Annotated in this window: 11 protein-coding genes; 2 read left to right on the top strand and 9 right to left on the bottom strand. The window is 65.8% G+C overall.

Annotated features, from left to right (window positions below; translation table 11 throughout):
• Positions 1–140 precede the first annotated feature (140 nt).
• Positions 141–434 (bottom strand): Hpt domain-containing protein, encoded by a 294-nt coding sequence (locus tag U1702_RS04085; RefSeq protein WP_332722295.1) that lies wholly within the window; start codon positions 432–434, stop codon positions 141–143.
• Positions 435–515: 81 nt separating this feature from the next.
• Here U1702_RS04085 and U1702_RS04080 point away from each other — a divergent pair, with 81 nt between their 5' ends.
• Both U1702_RS04080 and U1702_RS04075 read left to right on the top strand, forming a co-directional pair.
• Positions 516–2816 carry a hypothetical protein gene (locus U1702_RS04080; protein WP_332722293.1) on the top strand — a complete coding sequence of 767 codons (2301 nt, stop codon included), beginning with the start codon at positions 516–518 and terminating at the stop codon, positions 2814–2816.
• Positions 2813–3277 carry a GyrI-like domain-containing protein gene (locus U1702_RS04075; protein ID WP_332722291.1) on the top strand — a complete coding sequence of 155 codons (465 nt, stop codon included), beginning with the start codon at positions 2813–2815 and terminating at the stop codon, positions 3275–3277. Before U1702_RS04080 ends, U1702_RS04075 begins: the two co-directional genes overlap by 4 nt.
• Before the next feature lie 65 nt (positions 3278–3342).
• On the opposite strand, the gene U1702_RS04070 is transcribed toward U1702_RS04075, so the two are convergent.
• The 8 genes from U1702_RS04070 to U1702_RS04035 all read right to left on the bottom strand — a co-directional run bounded on the left by U1702_RS04070 (position 3343) and on the right by U1702_RS04035 (position 14054).
• Positions 3343–4506 carry a serine hydrolase domain-containing protein gene (locus tag U1702_RS04070; RefSeq protein WP_332722290.1) on the bottom strand — a complete coding sequence of 388 codons (1164 nt, stop codon included), beginning with the start codon at positions 4504–4506 and terminating at the stop codon, positions 3343–3345.
• A gap of 11 nt (positions 4507–4517) precedes the next feature.
• Entirely contained in the window at positions 4518–5777 is a 1260-nt protein-coding gene (locus U1702_RS04065) for a class I SAM-dependent methyltransferase (protein ID WP_443026801.1), read from the bottom strand.
• Between the two features lie 40 nt (positions 5778–5817).
• Positions 5818–7173 (bottom strand): cryptochrome/photolyase family protein, encoded by a 1356-nt coding sequence (locus U1702_RS04060; protein WP_332722286.1) that lies wholly within the window; start codon positions 7171–7173, stop codon positions 5818–5820.
• Positions 7170–8132 carry a metal-dependent hydrolase gene (locus U1702_RS04055; RefSeq protein ID WP_332722284.1) on the bottom strand — a complete coding sequence of 321 codons (963 nt, stop codon included), beginning with the start codon at positions 8130–8132 and terminating at the stop codon, positions 7170–7172. Before U1702_RS04055 ends, U1702_RS04060 begins: the two co-directional genes overlap by 4 nt.
• A gap of 9 nt (positions 8133–8141) precedes the next feature.
• Positions 8142–9167: a 2-oxoacid:ferredoxin oxidoreductase subunit beta gene (locus U1702_RS04050; protein WP_332722282.1), complete on the bottom strand. Its 1026-nt coding sequence runs from the start codon at positions 9165–9167 to the stop codon at positions 8142–8144.
• A gap of 14 nt (positions 9168–9181) precedes the next feature.
• Entirely contained in the window at positions 9182–11173 is a 1992-nt protein-coding gene (locus U1702_RS04045) for a 2-oxoacid:acceptor oxidoreductase subunit alpha (protein WP_332722281.1), read from the bottom strand.
• A gap of 107 nt (positions 11174–11280) precedes the next feature.
• The gene (locus tag U1702_RS04040; RefSeq protein ID WP_332722279.1) at positions 11281–12171 is read right to left on the bottom strand and encodes a histone deacetylase family protein; all 891 of its coding nucleotides are present in this window, start codon (positions 12169–12171) and stop codon (positions 11281–11283) included.
• Positions 12172–12191: 20 nt separating this feature from the next.
• A complete protein-coding gene (locus tag U1702_RS04035) occupies positions 12192–14054 on the bottom strand; it encodes an ABC-F family ATP-binding cassette domain-containing protein (RefSeq protein ID WP_332722277.1) in 1863 nt (620 codons plus the stop codon).
• Positions 14055–14160: the final 106 nt, after the last annotated feature.

The following is a 14160-nucleotide window of genomic DNA, read 5'->3' as shown; positions in this document are numbered from 1 at the left end:
ACCGCTTAACTCGCCGCCGCTCTTTGAAACCGTCGATCCACGCCGCTTGACACCATCGCGTGACAACACGCCATAAATGTCAAGACTGTCAACGTCGTCAGCCCGCGAAAGCAGGTGTGACCTTTGAGACTTTCCGGCGACTACAGCCGCTCGACCGCCCGCTCCAGCTTGCGCATCACGCCGCGATCGCCCGCCTGCGCATCCGCCGCTTCCTGTGCCAACGCCATCAGCCGCACCGCGCCGAAACTCGCCGCCAGCCCCTTCAGCCGCAATGCCGCGCCGCGCCACCCCTCGGGGTCGTCGGCATCGTTCAGCGCGGACAGGCCACGCTTCGCACTGTCGAGAAACGCTTCACGAAGCTCCGCGATCAGGCCGGGCTCATCGCCCACCGCCGCCGCCAGAGTCGCATCGATTGCACCGGGATCATACGCCATGCCCCGCTTGTAAAATCGCGTGCTTAACGACTCGTTTCGCGGCGCTATTCCTTGTGCCGCGAACCGTGCTAAACCGGGACAATGAACGGGGGAACGAAACTGACTGGCCTGACCGCCGTCGAGGATGACGGGCTTATGCTCGTCGAGGAACCGGTGCCGACATCGGCCGCGCATCCGGCCTATGATCCGGCGGAGGACGCGAACGACGAGCCCGCCCCTGCCCCGCGCGAATGGGGCGTCCCCCTCCTCGCTATCGGCCTGACCGTCGCCTGGTTCGGCGTCATGGGCTGGCTGCTTCAGCCCGTCCTGACGACCACCACCCTGCCTCCCGTCGAACTCGTTCAACTCATCGCCGCTTTGTGCGTCCCCCCCGCCCTCATCGGCATCCTATGGCTGCTCGCCCGCCGCAGCAGCCGCGCCGAGGCCCGCCGCTTCGGCTCGACCGCCCGCTCGATGCGCGATGAAGCCGCCAGCCTCGAACGCGTCGTCGCCACGCTCTCGCGCAAGATCGAGGAAAACCGCGCCGCCCTCGCCGCGCAGACCACCGCATTGATGGCGATGGGCGACGGTGCCGCCGAACGGCTTCAGGCCGTCTCCAATGGCATGGCCGCCGAGGCCCGCTCGATCGACGCCAGCGCGAAAACCCTCGTCGAAAGCGCGACCACCGCCGAAAAAAGTGTCGGCATCATCCTCGCCTCGCTTCCCAAAGCGCACGACCAGATGTCCGGCATGGCCGCGACGCTGGACAGCGCCGGACTGAAAGCGGGTGAGCACGCCTCGGCCCTCGACGCCCAGCTTGCCGCCCTCGCCGAACGCGGTCGCACCGCCGACGAAGTCGCCGGGGGTGCCGCGCAACGCCTCGCCGCGCACATCGCCAAGATGGAAGCGACCAGCGAAACCGCCGGAACGCGGCTGGAGGCAGTCGCCGACCAGATGTCGACCACCGTCGACACCATGCTCGACCGCACCGCCAACGCCGTCGACGAAGCACGCAAGGGCATCGCGACTCAGGGCGAAGCGATGCTGGCCATGCTCGCCGCCAATCAGGCCGCTCTGGACAAGGCCGGGCGCGACAGTATCGACACCGTCGGCACCCGCATCGCCAGTGTCGAGGACACAATCGGCCGCATCGCCGAACGACTGGGTGAAGAACAAACCCGCATCGACATCATGCTGGCCAGCGTCACCGGCGGCATTGCCCAGGCTGACGGCCAGTTGGCGTCGCTCCACACCGCCGGGATGGAGCGCACGCAGGCGCTCGCCGCCTCGATCAGCGCGCTTGACGGATCGGCAACCGCGATGTCCGAAACGCTCAAGATCGGCGAGCACAATGCCCGTCAGGTCATCGCCACCGCCGAGGAATTGCTCACCGCGCTCGACGCCTCGGCCCGCGAAATCGACGAGACCATGCCCGACGCGCTGGTCCGGCTCGAAAAGCGCATCGGCACCACCCGCACCGTCATCGCCGGGGCCAAGCCCGAACTCCTCGCCCTCGTCACCGCCGCCGAAAGCACGCACGACGCGATCGAGGCGATCGCCGACGTCGTCGCCAAACAGCGCGACACCCTCGCCAAGACGCAGGCATCGTTGCTCGAAACGCTCGACTCGGGCCATGACAAGACCGAGGAGCTGGAGGCAATCGTCGATCGCACCATCGCCAACACCATGCGCTTTGCCGAGGACGCCGCGCCGCAATTGGTCGACGCCCTGCTCCGCATCCGCGAAACCGCATCTGCCGCTGCGGATCAGGCGCGGAACACACTCGCCACCCTCGTCCCCGAAGCCAGCCGCCAGCTGGAGGATGCCAGCACCGCCGCAATGCGCCGCGCCATCGACGCGAGCGTCCGCCACCAGCTGGTCGAACTTGGCGAAGTCGCGGAGGGCGCCGTCAACGCCGCCACTCGCGCCTCCGAACGCCTGACGCAACAGATGCTCACCATCGGCGAAGCCTCCGCCACCGTCGAGCGCCGGATCGAGGAAGCGCGCACCGAGCGCGAAACCGCCGACCGCGACAATTTCGCGCGCCGCGTGTCGCTGCTTGTCGAGGCGCTGAACTCCGCCTCGATCGACATCACCAAATCCTTCGCTCACGAAGTGTCCGACAGCGCCTGGGCCGCGTATCTGAAGGGCGACCGCGGCGTCTTCACCCGCCGCGCCGTCCGCCTGCTCGACAATGGCGAGGCCCGCGAAGTCGCCTCGCTCTACGACGGCGACCCTCAGTTTCGCGAACAGGTCAACCGCTACATCCATGATTTCGAGGCGATGTTGCGCCAGGTGCTGGCCCTGCGTGACGGCTCCCCGCTCGGCGTCACCCTGCTGTCCTCCGACATGGGCAAGCTCTACGTCGCTCTGGCTCAAGCGATCGAGCGCCTGCGGGCATGACGCCACGGTTCCAGCGCGGTGGACCGCTGCGCATTGCTGGCCTTCGCCGCACGCATATCGCCGCCAAGCTTGCTGAGACGACGCGGAAGCAATGGATCGAACTGATCGGACTCGGCCCGATCCCCGGCCAGCGGTCGCAGGTGGCATATGGCGTGTTCTGCGGCGATCACGCCCATCCGGGGCAGGACCGCTTCGACTACCTCACCGGCGTCGAGATCGCCCTGCCGGACCCGCTACCCAGCGGGAGGGATGCCATCGACATCCCCGCCACTCACTATGCCGTATTCGCCCATGACGGCCATGTCCGCGACATGCGCGCGCTCTGGCCGAAAATCCTGACCGACTGGCTCCCCGCCAACCGCCTCGCCCCCGGCCCCCGGTTCGAGCGCTACGGCGAAAGCTTCGACCCCGTCATGGCCAGCGGCCCGGTCGAAATCTGGGTTCCGGTGGCGACAAACTAAATCCCTCTCCCCTTGGGAGAGGGAGGGAGGCGCGGAGCGCCGGAAGGGTGAGGACAGGTCGGCATTTATTTCTTCGCCGCCGCCAGCACCTTCAACGCAAACGCTTGTCGGTCCTGCGCCATCGCCCGATCGGTCGCCTTCGGCCACGCGCTGCTCGCCACCATCACTAGCTTGCTTGCCGGATCGACCATAATCACCTGCCCGAAAATCCCCTGTGCCGCATAGACCCCACCCGGCATAGTCCACCATTGATAGCCATAGCCGCCGCCGGGGAACGTCGCATGCGTCCGTGTCGCATCGGCAAACCACCCGTCCGGCACGATCCCCGCGCCGCCCTCCAGCGCCATCTGCCCGATCCGCGCATAGTCCCGCAGCGACACCGACAGGCAGCACCCGCTGACTTCGCCACCGCTGGTATCGGTCATCCAGAACGCATCGCGCTCCATGCCATAGCGCTGCCAAACCTTCTCGCTCAGATAATCGGCCAGCTTCCTGCCCGTCGCCCGCCGCACCAGCACGCCGCTCAGGTTCGTCTCGCCGGTCTTGTAGACGAACTTCGTCCCCGGCGCGTCCATCCGTGGCAGCTTGCGCATATAGGCGACGGTCGGGTCCGCCCCCGCCAGCACCGCCTCCGCAAACATCCGCGCCACATCGCTGTTGGGGTCGGTATAATCCTCGTTCCAGCGCACGCCGGACGTCATCGTCAGGATCTGCCGGATCGTCACCCCGTCATAGCCCGCCCCGGCCAGATCGGGGATATACTTCGTTACCGGCTCGTCCAGCGACTTGATATACCCGTCCCGGATCGCCGCGCCGACCAGCGTCGACGTCACCGACTTCGCCACCGAAAAGCTCGTCCAGCGCCCCTCGCGCGAATAGCCCAGCGCGTATCGCTCCAGCCGTACCTTGCCGTCCTGAAGCACCAGCAGGCCCGCGACATTCTGCGCCGCCATGAACGCCTCAACCTCGGTCGCCGCTATCGGCAATGGCACGCCATCGGGCAACGGCTTCACCCTGCCCCCGGCCTTCACCACATTGCCAGGGAAGATCTTCTCCATCGCCGGGAAATTGCGCAGCCGCTCCTCCTGCGACCAGAACAACACCGCTGCGCCCACTTGACGCAACCGCGCTTCGTCCTGCGCGGCGGGAGCTTCCGGTGCGGTCATCTTCGGTGTCGGCGCACATCCCCACAGCGCCAGCGCGCCTAGCACAATCCCGATCGCCCGCATCACCGCTCTCCCTAATCTTTTATCAGCGTAACCTGTGCTACCCAGATCCCGCCACCGCGAAACCCGCCTTCGCAATACATCAGATAATATCGCCAGAAGTCGATGAAATGCGGGTCGAATTCCGCTGGCAACCGCCCCTCGGCAACCGCCGCATCGAACGTCTCGCGCCACCGCTTCAACGTCTCGGCATAGTCCAGCCCGAACTCGTGCCGGTCCGTCCAGCGCAGACCATTCTCCGCCGCAATCGCCCGAAACCGGCTTTCCGAAAGCAGCATCCCGCCCGGAAACACATAGGTCTGGATGAAATCGACATTGCGCGCATAGGATTCAAAGATCGCATCGTCGATTGCGATATACTGGATCGCCGCCCGCCCGCCGGGCTTCAGCACGCGGGCGATCGTCGCCAAATAGTCCGGCCAATACGCCTCCCCCACCGCTTCGACCATTTCGATGCTCGCCACCGCGTCATATTCGCCGGTCACGTCGCGATAATCGGTCAGCCCGACGGTCACCCCGTCCAGCCCCGCCGCCGCCATCCGCGCCTCGACATGCGCCTGCTGCTCGACCGACAAGGTTATGCCATGCAACGCACGCCCTTCGCGCGCTGCCAGCTCCGCAAACGAACCCCAACCGCACCCGATCTCCAGGATGCGATCCCCCGGCCCGGTCGCCGTCCGCGCCAGTACCGCCGCCAGCTTCGCGTCCTGCCCCGCCTGCATCGACATGTCCGGCGCGGCAAAGATCGCGCTGGAATAGGTCATGCTCGGGTCCAGCCACGGCGCGTAGAAATCGTTCCCGAGGTCATAGTGATAGGCAATGTTGCGCCGCGCCCGCTCGCGATCGTTCCGGTTCAGCCAGTGCCACACGCGCTTCGCCAGCCGCGTCACGCCATGCGCTCGCCCCGCATCGCCCAGTGTCGCGCGGTTGCGCACGAACAGGTCGAACAGCGGCACCGGATCGGGACTCGCCCATTCTCCCGCCTGCCACGCCTCGTACCACCCAACCGATCCGCCCGTCGCCAGCCGCCATAGTGCCCGCCAGCTGCGTAACTCGACGATCGCCACCGGCCCCGGCTCCCGCCCGCCCAGCCGCCGCCGCGCGCCGTCCGGCAACGTCGCCTCGATCGCGCCTTCCGCCAATCCGCTATCGATCCGGTCGAGCAATTTGTGCAGAAACGGGCTCAGGAGCGCGGCGAGCACTCCCTGTCCTGACGCCCCCGCGCCGTCGCCCCGACCGTCCCGGCGGCCCCTGTTTCGTGCCGTTCCGTGCATCCCGCGCGCACAAACCACGCGGGCTTCAGTCAGGCAAGGGTCAAACGTGCCGCGCCGCCGCCAACGCGCGCTCCCGCGCCTCACGATGCCCGATGATCTTGGCCGGATAATCGCGCGGACGACAGCCATGCTCGTCCGGGTCATGGATAACGCCATCACTCAGCTTCGCCAGCTCTGGCACCCATTCACGGATATAGCCCGCCGCGTCGAACTTCTCCGACTGGCTCAACGGGGCCATGATCCGCACGAACATGTTGCTGTCCACGCCCGTCCCCGACGTCCACTGCCAGTTGACCGCGTTCGACCCGTAATCGGCATCGACCAGCGTGTCCCAGAACCATTTCTCGCCCTCGCGCCAGTCGATCAACAGATGCTTGATCAGGAACGACGCCGCGATCATCCGCACGCGATTATGCATCCACCCCGTCGTCCAAAGCTGCCGCATCCCGGCATCGACGATCGGATAGCCGGTCCGCCCCTGCTGCCATGCGCGCAGTTCGGCCTTGCTCGACCGCCACGGCAGCGCGTCGAATTTGTCGCGGGCATTCTTCGCGCCATAGTCGGGGAATTGCAGGATCACATTCTGCGCATAATCCCGCCAGCCCAGCTCGCTCAGAAACACGTCGACCGACCCGCCCGTATCGGCGACGCGACTCCATACATAGCCGGGTGACACCTCGCCAAAATGCAAATGCGGCGACATGCGCGAACTGCCCTCGACCGACGGCAAATTTCGCCGCTGGTCATAACGATCCGCCCGATCCACGAATGCCGCAACCCGCGCCCGAGCGCCCGCCTCGCCCGGCGTCCATTCCTTCGCAAAGCCGGTCGCCCAGTCGGGCTTGGTCGGCAGCAACCCCCATTCGGCCAGCTTGTCGGATTTTGGCCAGTGCGGCGGTGCCGGAATATCCCTAGGCGCTCGCACGGGCTTCGCTGGCGGCATCCGCTCCTTCAACGCGCGCCAGAACGGCGTGTAGATCTTGTACATCCCCCCCGCCCCGGTGGTCACCGACCCCGGCGGCGCCAGATAGTTCCCGTCATGGCACACCAGTTCCACGCGCTTCGCGACCGCGCGCTCGGCATTGCGCCACCATGGCTCGTAATGCCGGATGCAATGCACCCGATCCGCGCCGCTCTCCTCGGCAAGTGCCGCCAGCACCTCATCCGATTTACCCCGCCGCAGGATCAGCCGCGATCCCCTCTCCCGCAGACTGGCGTCGAGCGAGTGCAGACTGTGGTGCAGCCACCAGCGCGATGCCCCGCCCATCGCGCGATGTTTCGGCGTCTCGTCGTCCAGAATATAGACCGGCACGACCGGACCCTCGGCCGCCGCTGCAACCAGGGCGGCCTGATCGGCCAGGCGCAGGTCGCGACGAAACCACAGGATGCTCGTCACTGCGCGGTATCCGGCGCGATCCGCACGCTGAACCGATCGCCCATCAGCGGATTGGCGAAACGCTGGTCGCGCAGCACGATGTCGCCATTCGCCTGACGTTGCGCGATCGGCATCCGCGCCCAGAACAGGAACGCTTTGACATTGGCGTCGTTGCGCGTGGCCTCGCCGATGTGCGGATCATCCATGCCAATCGTCGTCGGCTCAGTCACGCCGCTGGCGAACAATGTCGGCAACACACCCTGTGCCAGATTGAGGTCACGCCCACCATAACGCCCCCCGCCCCGCCACAGCATCTCGCGCTGCCAGATTGCAAGCGGCACGGGGTTCGCCACCACCATATCCGGCTCGATGCCATAGGTCGCCCGCACCCACTGCGCCGTCCGCCGCTCTGCAACGCCGGTCGCGATCCCGTTGCCCAGGACATATGCCGACAGCGCCAGCGCGACGATCTGCCCCCGCCGCTGCCAGTCGCCGCCGCGTCGCGCCGCCCGTATCGACCAGATCAGCCCCCCGATCAGCAGCGCCCACATCCACAGATCGATGATGAAGATGCTGTCGCCATAGAACCATTGGTGCGAGAACGGCTCCAGCAGCCGGATGCCATAGCTGTTCAGCCAGTCGAACGCCGGGTGGCTCAGCGTCCCGACCAGCGCGAGCAGCAGCAATTGCGACACGCGCACCGGTGCCCGCGCCGCCGGTCGCTTGCCCCGCCGCGTCTGCCAGCGGTCGAACGCGACCATGATTGCGGTCAACAGCACCGGCAGCACGATCATCGCGATCGGCCCATGCGTCAGCCCGCGCCGCATCGCCAGCGAGGGGATGCCATAGACGGTACAGGCGGCGTCGATATCCGGGATATTCGCCGCGATGATCAGCGTCGGCATGCCCAGCCCGGACAGCTTCTTCAGCCCGGTTTGTCCGATCAGTGCGCCGACCAGGCTATGGGTCAGGTTATCCATGCCCCGGACTTACTCTGCCCGTGGCTCCTTCTCCACCTGCCACGTCTGTCCCTTGCTCACCAATTTCTGCAGGTCCGCGACCTTGCCGTCGCTGGCAGCCCGGTTCTGCGCCACCACCGCGCTCTCGAACGTCGGTGCAGGGTCGTCGTAAATCACGCCCAGCGCCATCGGAAACGGGCCGAACGGCATCTCGACCAGCATATGCGCCAGGCCTCGGTTGGTCTGATCGTGCACGACCACGCCGGACACGTCGCCGTCGACAATGTCGATCACTTTCAACGCCAGCCGCTCGACATCCAGCGCCAGCCCCTTGGTTCCCTTGTCGAACACCAATGGCTGGCCATGCTCGACCCACAATTGATGCCCGGCATTGGCCTTGTCCACGAACGGCGCGAACACATCGGCATTATAAACGATGCAGTTCTGGAAAATCTCGACAAAGCCAGTGCCCTGATGCGCATGCGCCGCCTTCAGCACCGTCGGCAAATTCTTGTTCACGTCGATCCCGCGCCCGATGAACCGCGCACCCGAACCCAGCGCGAACGCGCACGGCTTGGCCGGATGATCGACCGACCCGAACGGCGTCGAGGGTGACCGCGTCCCCTCGCGCGAGGTCGGCGAATATTGTCCCTTGGTCAGCCCATAAATCTCGTTGTTGAACAGCAGCACCTGACAATTCAGGTTCCGCCGCAACAGGTGCATCGTGTGATTGCCACCGATCGACAGCCCGTCGCCGTCCCCGGTGATGATCCACACGTCCAGCTTGGGATTGGCCAGCTTCACCCCCGTCGCCACCGCCGGGGCACGCCCGTGGATCGTGTGAAAGCCGTACGTCTCCATATAATAGGGAAAGCGCGACGAACATCCGATCCCGCTCACGAACACCGTATTCTCCGGCGTCCCGCCGATCTCCGGCATCGTCCGCTGCACGGCCTTCAGGATCGCATAGTCCCCGCAACCCGGGCACCAGCGGACCTCCTGATCGGTTTCCCAGTCCTTGGGCGTCGACGGTTTGATGGTGGTCATCTCGTTCATAATTCTATTCCCGATCAAGCCGATTGCGGCGAAGTCTTGCCGCGCAGCGAACCGTCGTCATGTCCTGATTCCGCCGAAGGTAGCTGGGTGTCGTCGGCGGGCAGGTCGCCACCCGCATGGCCGGGCTTGTCGTCGAAGAAGCTGGCGATGGCGTCCTCGATCTCGACAATCCGGAACGGCTGTCCCGACACCTTATTCAGCGGCTTGGCGTCCACCAGAAACTGATCGCGCAGCACCGTCTTCAACTGCCCGGTGTTCATTTCAGGAACGAGGATATTCTCGTAACCCCTCAACAATTCACCCAAATTCTTCGGCATCGGCCAGATATGGCGAATGTGAACGTGGCTCACATCCAGCCCCTTGCGCCGCGCCCGTCGCACCGCCTGCGTGATCGGTCCATAGGTCGAACCCCAGCCGACCACGACCAGCTTTCCGCCCGCCTCGCCCTGCTCGACCACCTGATCGGGAATGTCGATCCCGGCTACCTTGTCGCGGCGGATATTGGTCATCGCCTGGTGATTGTCAGCCGAATAATCGAGGTTGCCGGTGCCGATCTGCTTCTCGATCCCGCCGATGCGATGCAACAGCCCCGGCGTGCCCGGCTTCACCCACGGCCGCGCCAGCTTCTCGTCGCGCGCATAGGGCAGGAATTTCTCCCCTTCGCCCGGCACGTCGGTCTTGAACGTCACCGGGAACGGCTCGTAACCGCCCATATCCGGCACCTTCCACGGCTCAGCGGCATTGGCGATATAGCCGTCGGTCAGCAGCATTACCGGCGTCATGTATTGCGTCGCGATCCGCACTGCTTCGATCGCCACGTCGAAGCAGTCGGCGGCGGAGCGCGCGGCCAGCACCGGCATCGGCGCATCGCCGTTGCGACCGTAAACCGCCTGATACAGGTCGGACTGCTCGGTCTTGGTCGGCAACCCGGTCGATGGCCCGCCGCGCTGCGAATTGACGATGATCAGCGGCAGCTCGGTCATGATCGCCAGCCCCATCGCCTCGCCCTTCAGCGCGATGCCCGGACCCGATGACGACGTAACCCCCAGCTGCCCCGCGTAAGACGCGCCCAGCGCCGACGCGATCGCCGCAATCTCGTCCTCCGCCTGAAACGTCGTGACGCCGAATTCCTTCAACCGGCTCAGATAATGCAGGATCGCCGACGCCGGGGTGATCGGGTAGCCGCCAAAGAACATCGGCAAATCCGCCAGCTGTGCGCCTGCGACCAGCCCCATCGAAATCGCCTCCGCACCCGTGACGGTCCGATACAGCCCCGGCTCCACCGGTGCCGCCGCGACGTGCAGCTGCGTAATCCCCTGCGCGCCCAGCTCCGCCGTCTCGCCATAAGCATGGCCCGCATTCAGCGCGGCGATGTTCGCCTCCGCCAACTCCGGTGCCTTGGCAAACTTGTCCTTCAACCACTGGATCAACGGCGCGCGGTCGCGGTCGAACATCCACAGCGCCAGACCCAGCGTCCACATGTTCTTGCAGCGCAGCGCTTCCTTGTTGCCAAGGCCGAACGGCTTCACCGCTTCCAGCGTCAGCTGCGAGATGTTGAGCTTCAGCAACTGCCACTTGGCCAGGCTGTCGTCCTCCAGCGGGTTGCTGTCGTACTTCGCCTTGTCCAAATTGCGCTTGTTGAACTCACCCTCGTCCGCGATGATCAGCCCGCCGGGCTTCAAATCGGGCGCATTGGTCTTCAGCGCCGCCGGGTTCATCGCGACCAGCACGTCGGGCGCATCGCCCGCAGTCTCGATCGCCACCGATCCGAAATTGATCTGAAATGCAGAAACCCCGAACAGCGTCCCCTGCGGCGCACGGATTTCCGCCGGAAAATCAGGGAATGTCGCCAGATCGTTACCCGCCAGCGCGGCGGACAGCGTGAACTGCCCCCCGGTCAGCTGCATTCCGTCGCCGGAGTCCCCGGCAAATCTTACGACAACCGCTTCCGGTGGCGGATTGGCCGAAGCCTCCTCCGGCGTCACCTGGTGGACCGCACTGGCCATTCAGTCTCTTCCTGCAATCATGGTCTGCGCCCTCTACGCCCGGGGCGGTAACTGCGGAAGGTAGAATGATGGGAGGACGTTGCAACCCGTTCTTTGCAGCCAGTTCGTTACCCTGTCCCGCCAAGCGCCAAGATCGACGCGACATGCCGCGCCGAAACTTCCATCGCATCGGTCCCATATCCCCCGCCCAGCGCGCTCGCCAGCGGCAGTCCGCGCGACCGCGCCATCGTCGCTATCCACCGGTCACGGACCAGCAGCCCCTCATGACTGACCGCCAGCCGCCCCAGCCGGTCCCCCGCCCACGGATCGACGCCGGCCTGGCACAGGATCAGCGTCGGCGCAAAATCCTCGACCAGCCGGGGCAAGGTCGTCGTCAGCGCCTCCATATACGCCACATCATCCGCACCATCGGGCAGCCCGACGTCCAGCGTGGACCTGGCCTTTCGCACCGGAAAATTCTTCTCGGCATGGATCGAATAAGTCGCAACTTCGGTCCGCCCCGCCATCAACGACGCCGTCCCGTCCCCCTGATGCACGTCGCAATCGACGATCAGCACGCGCTGCCCCTCACTCGCCAGCCGGTTTGCCGCAATCGCCAGATCGTTAAAGATGCAATAGCCCGCGCCCGTGGCATAGAGCGCATGATGGCTCCCGCCCCCCGTGTTCGCCGCAAACCCGCGCTGACACGCTAGCTTCGCGGCCAGATAAGTGCCACCCGGCACCACCAGCGCCCGCGCCGCCACCGCTTCGGTAACCGGAAAGCCGATCCGCCGCTCCTTCTCACGCGGCACCCGGCACTCGATCACCTCGGCAACATAGTCCGGGTCATGCACCGCCTCGATCCAATCGCGCGGCATCGCTTCCGGTTCATGCCATTCCAGCGCATCGTCCAGATCGCGCAACAGGTCGCGGACCAGCCCGTTCTTGTTCCACTGATAGCCACTGCGCGCCGGGGCAGGCGCGACGTAGAGCGGGTGGTGGACGACCGCGATTGCCAAAGTTCAGCAGCTTCCGGCGCTCAAGCCGCAATTCCCTCCAGCGCCTCGCTCGCCTCCATCCACACGACCTCAGCCGCGCCGATCGCCTTCTGCACCTCACCGCGCCGCTTCATCAGCTCGGTCATCGTCAGCTTGGTCAAGTCCGCCGACGCGGTCGCGGGATCGAACATCGCGCGCTCGATCGCGCTCAGTTGCTCGTTCAGCTTCGCCATCTCCGACTCCGCTGCCTTCGCTGCCTTGCGCATGGCATTGCCCTTCTCCCGCGCCTCCGCCGCCGCGCGTCGCTCCTCCTTGCGGTTCGCCTTGGACTCCGGCGTCTTCGGCTCCTTCGACAGGACGAACGCGATATAATCGTCCAGATTGCCCTCGAACGGCTTGGCCGTCCCGCTATCGACCAGCACCAGCCGGTCCGCCGTCATCTCGATCATGTGCCGGTCGTGGCTGACGATCACGACACAGCCCTGATACGCCGTCAGCGCCTGAATCAACGCCTCACGCGAATCCACATCAAGGTGGTTGGTCGGCTCATCGAGGATCAGCATGTGCGGCGCGTCACGCGTAATCAGCGCCAGCGCCAGCCGCGCGCGCTCACCGCCGGACAGCTTGCCGACCTTCGTCATCGCCTTGTCGCCAGCGAAGCCGAACCGTCCGAGCTGCGCACGTACGAAGGACGGCTTCTCGCCATCCATCAACCGCTGCATATGGTCGAACGGCGTATCGTCGCTGTGCAGTTCCTCGACCTGATACTGGGTGAAATAGCCCACCCGCATCTTCGTCGACGCCGCCTTCTCGCCCTCCATCGGCGTCAGCTGCGCCGCCAGCAATCGCGCCAGCGTGGTCTTGCCGTTGCCATTGCGGCCCAGCAACGCGATCCGGTCATCGGGATCGACACGTAAATTCAGCCGCGACAGGATCGGCGTGTCGCCATAGCCGACGCTCGCCATGTCCAGCGTGATCAGCGGCGGGCGTAACTGATCGGGATCGGGAAAGCCGAACGCCAGTGTCGGGTCGTCCATCACCGCCGCGATTGGCTGCATCCGCGCCAGTGCCTTGGCGCGCGACTGTGCCTGTTTCGCGGTCGATGCGCGTGCGGAATTGCGCGCCACAAAGTCCTGCAGCTTCGCCCGCTCCGCCTGCTGCTTCTCACGCGCCGCCGCCTGCTGCGCCTGCCGCTCGGCCCGCTGCCGCTCGAACGCGTCATAGCCGCCCGGATACAGCGTCAGTTTGCCACGATCCAGGTGCAGGATGTGATCGACCACATTGTTCAGGAAATCGCGCTCATGGCTGACGATCACGATCGTCGCCGGATAGGATTTCAGGAAATCCTCAAGCCACAGCACCGCTTCCAGATCGAGGTGATTCGAAGGCTCATCGAGCAGCAGCAGGTCGGGCTGGCTGAACAGCAACGCCGCGAGCGCGACGCGCATCTTCCACCCGCCCGAAAAACTGTCCAGCGGCCGGTGCTGCGCATCCTCGTCGAACCCAAGGCCGACCAGAATCCGCGCCGCCCGCGATGGCGCGGTATAGGCGTCGATCGCCCCCAGCCGCTCGTGAATCTCGCCCAGCCGGTCGGGATCTTCCAGCCCCTCGGCCTCCGCCATCAGCGCGGCGCGCTCGACATCGGCCTCCAGCACCTTCTCGAACGGCGTCGCCTGTCCCGACGGCGCTTCCTGCGCCAGATAGCCCAGCCGCGCGCCCCTCGGCATGTCCGCGCTGCCCTCGTCCGGGTCGATCTGCCCCGCAATCACCTTGACCAGCGTCGACTTGCCCGCGCCGTTCCGCCCGATCAGGCCGATGCGCCCGCGCGGGGGCAGCGCGGCACTGGCGCGGTCGATGATCGTGCGCCCGCCCAGGCGGACGGTGATTCCGGAAAGATTCAGCATGCGCGCGCCCCTATCACCGCAGCGCAGCATACGAAAGCCCCCGGGGCTTGGCATGCGAAGGGCGGGTGCTAAGTCTATGGCGCTGCGAAGCGACAGGCGCGGGGGT

The organism is Sphingomonas sp. LT1P40 (genome assembly GCF_036663835.1).
Classification (GTDB): domain Bacteria; phylum Pseudomonadota; class Alphaproteobacteria; order Sphingomonadales; family Sphingomonadaceae; genus Sphingomonas.
Note: the sequence above shows the minus strand (reverse complement) of the source record. Positions and strands in the feature narration are given on the sequence as shown.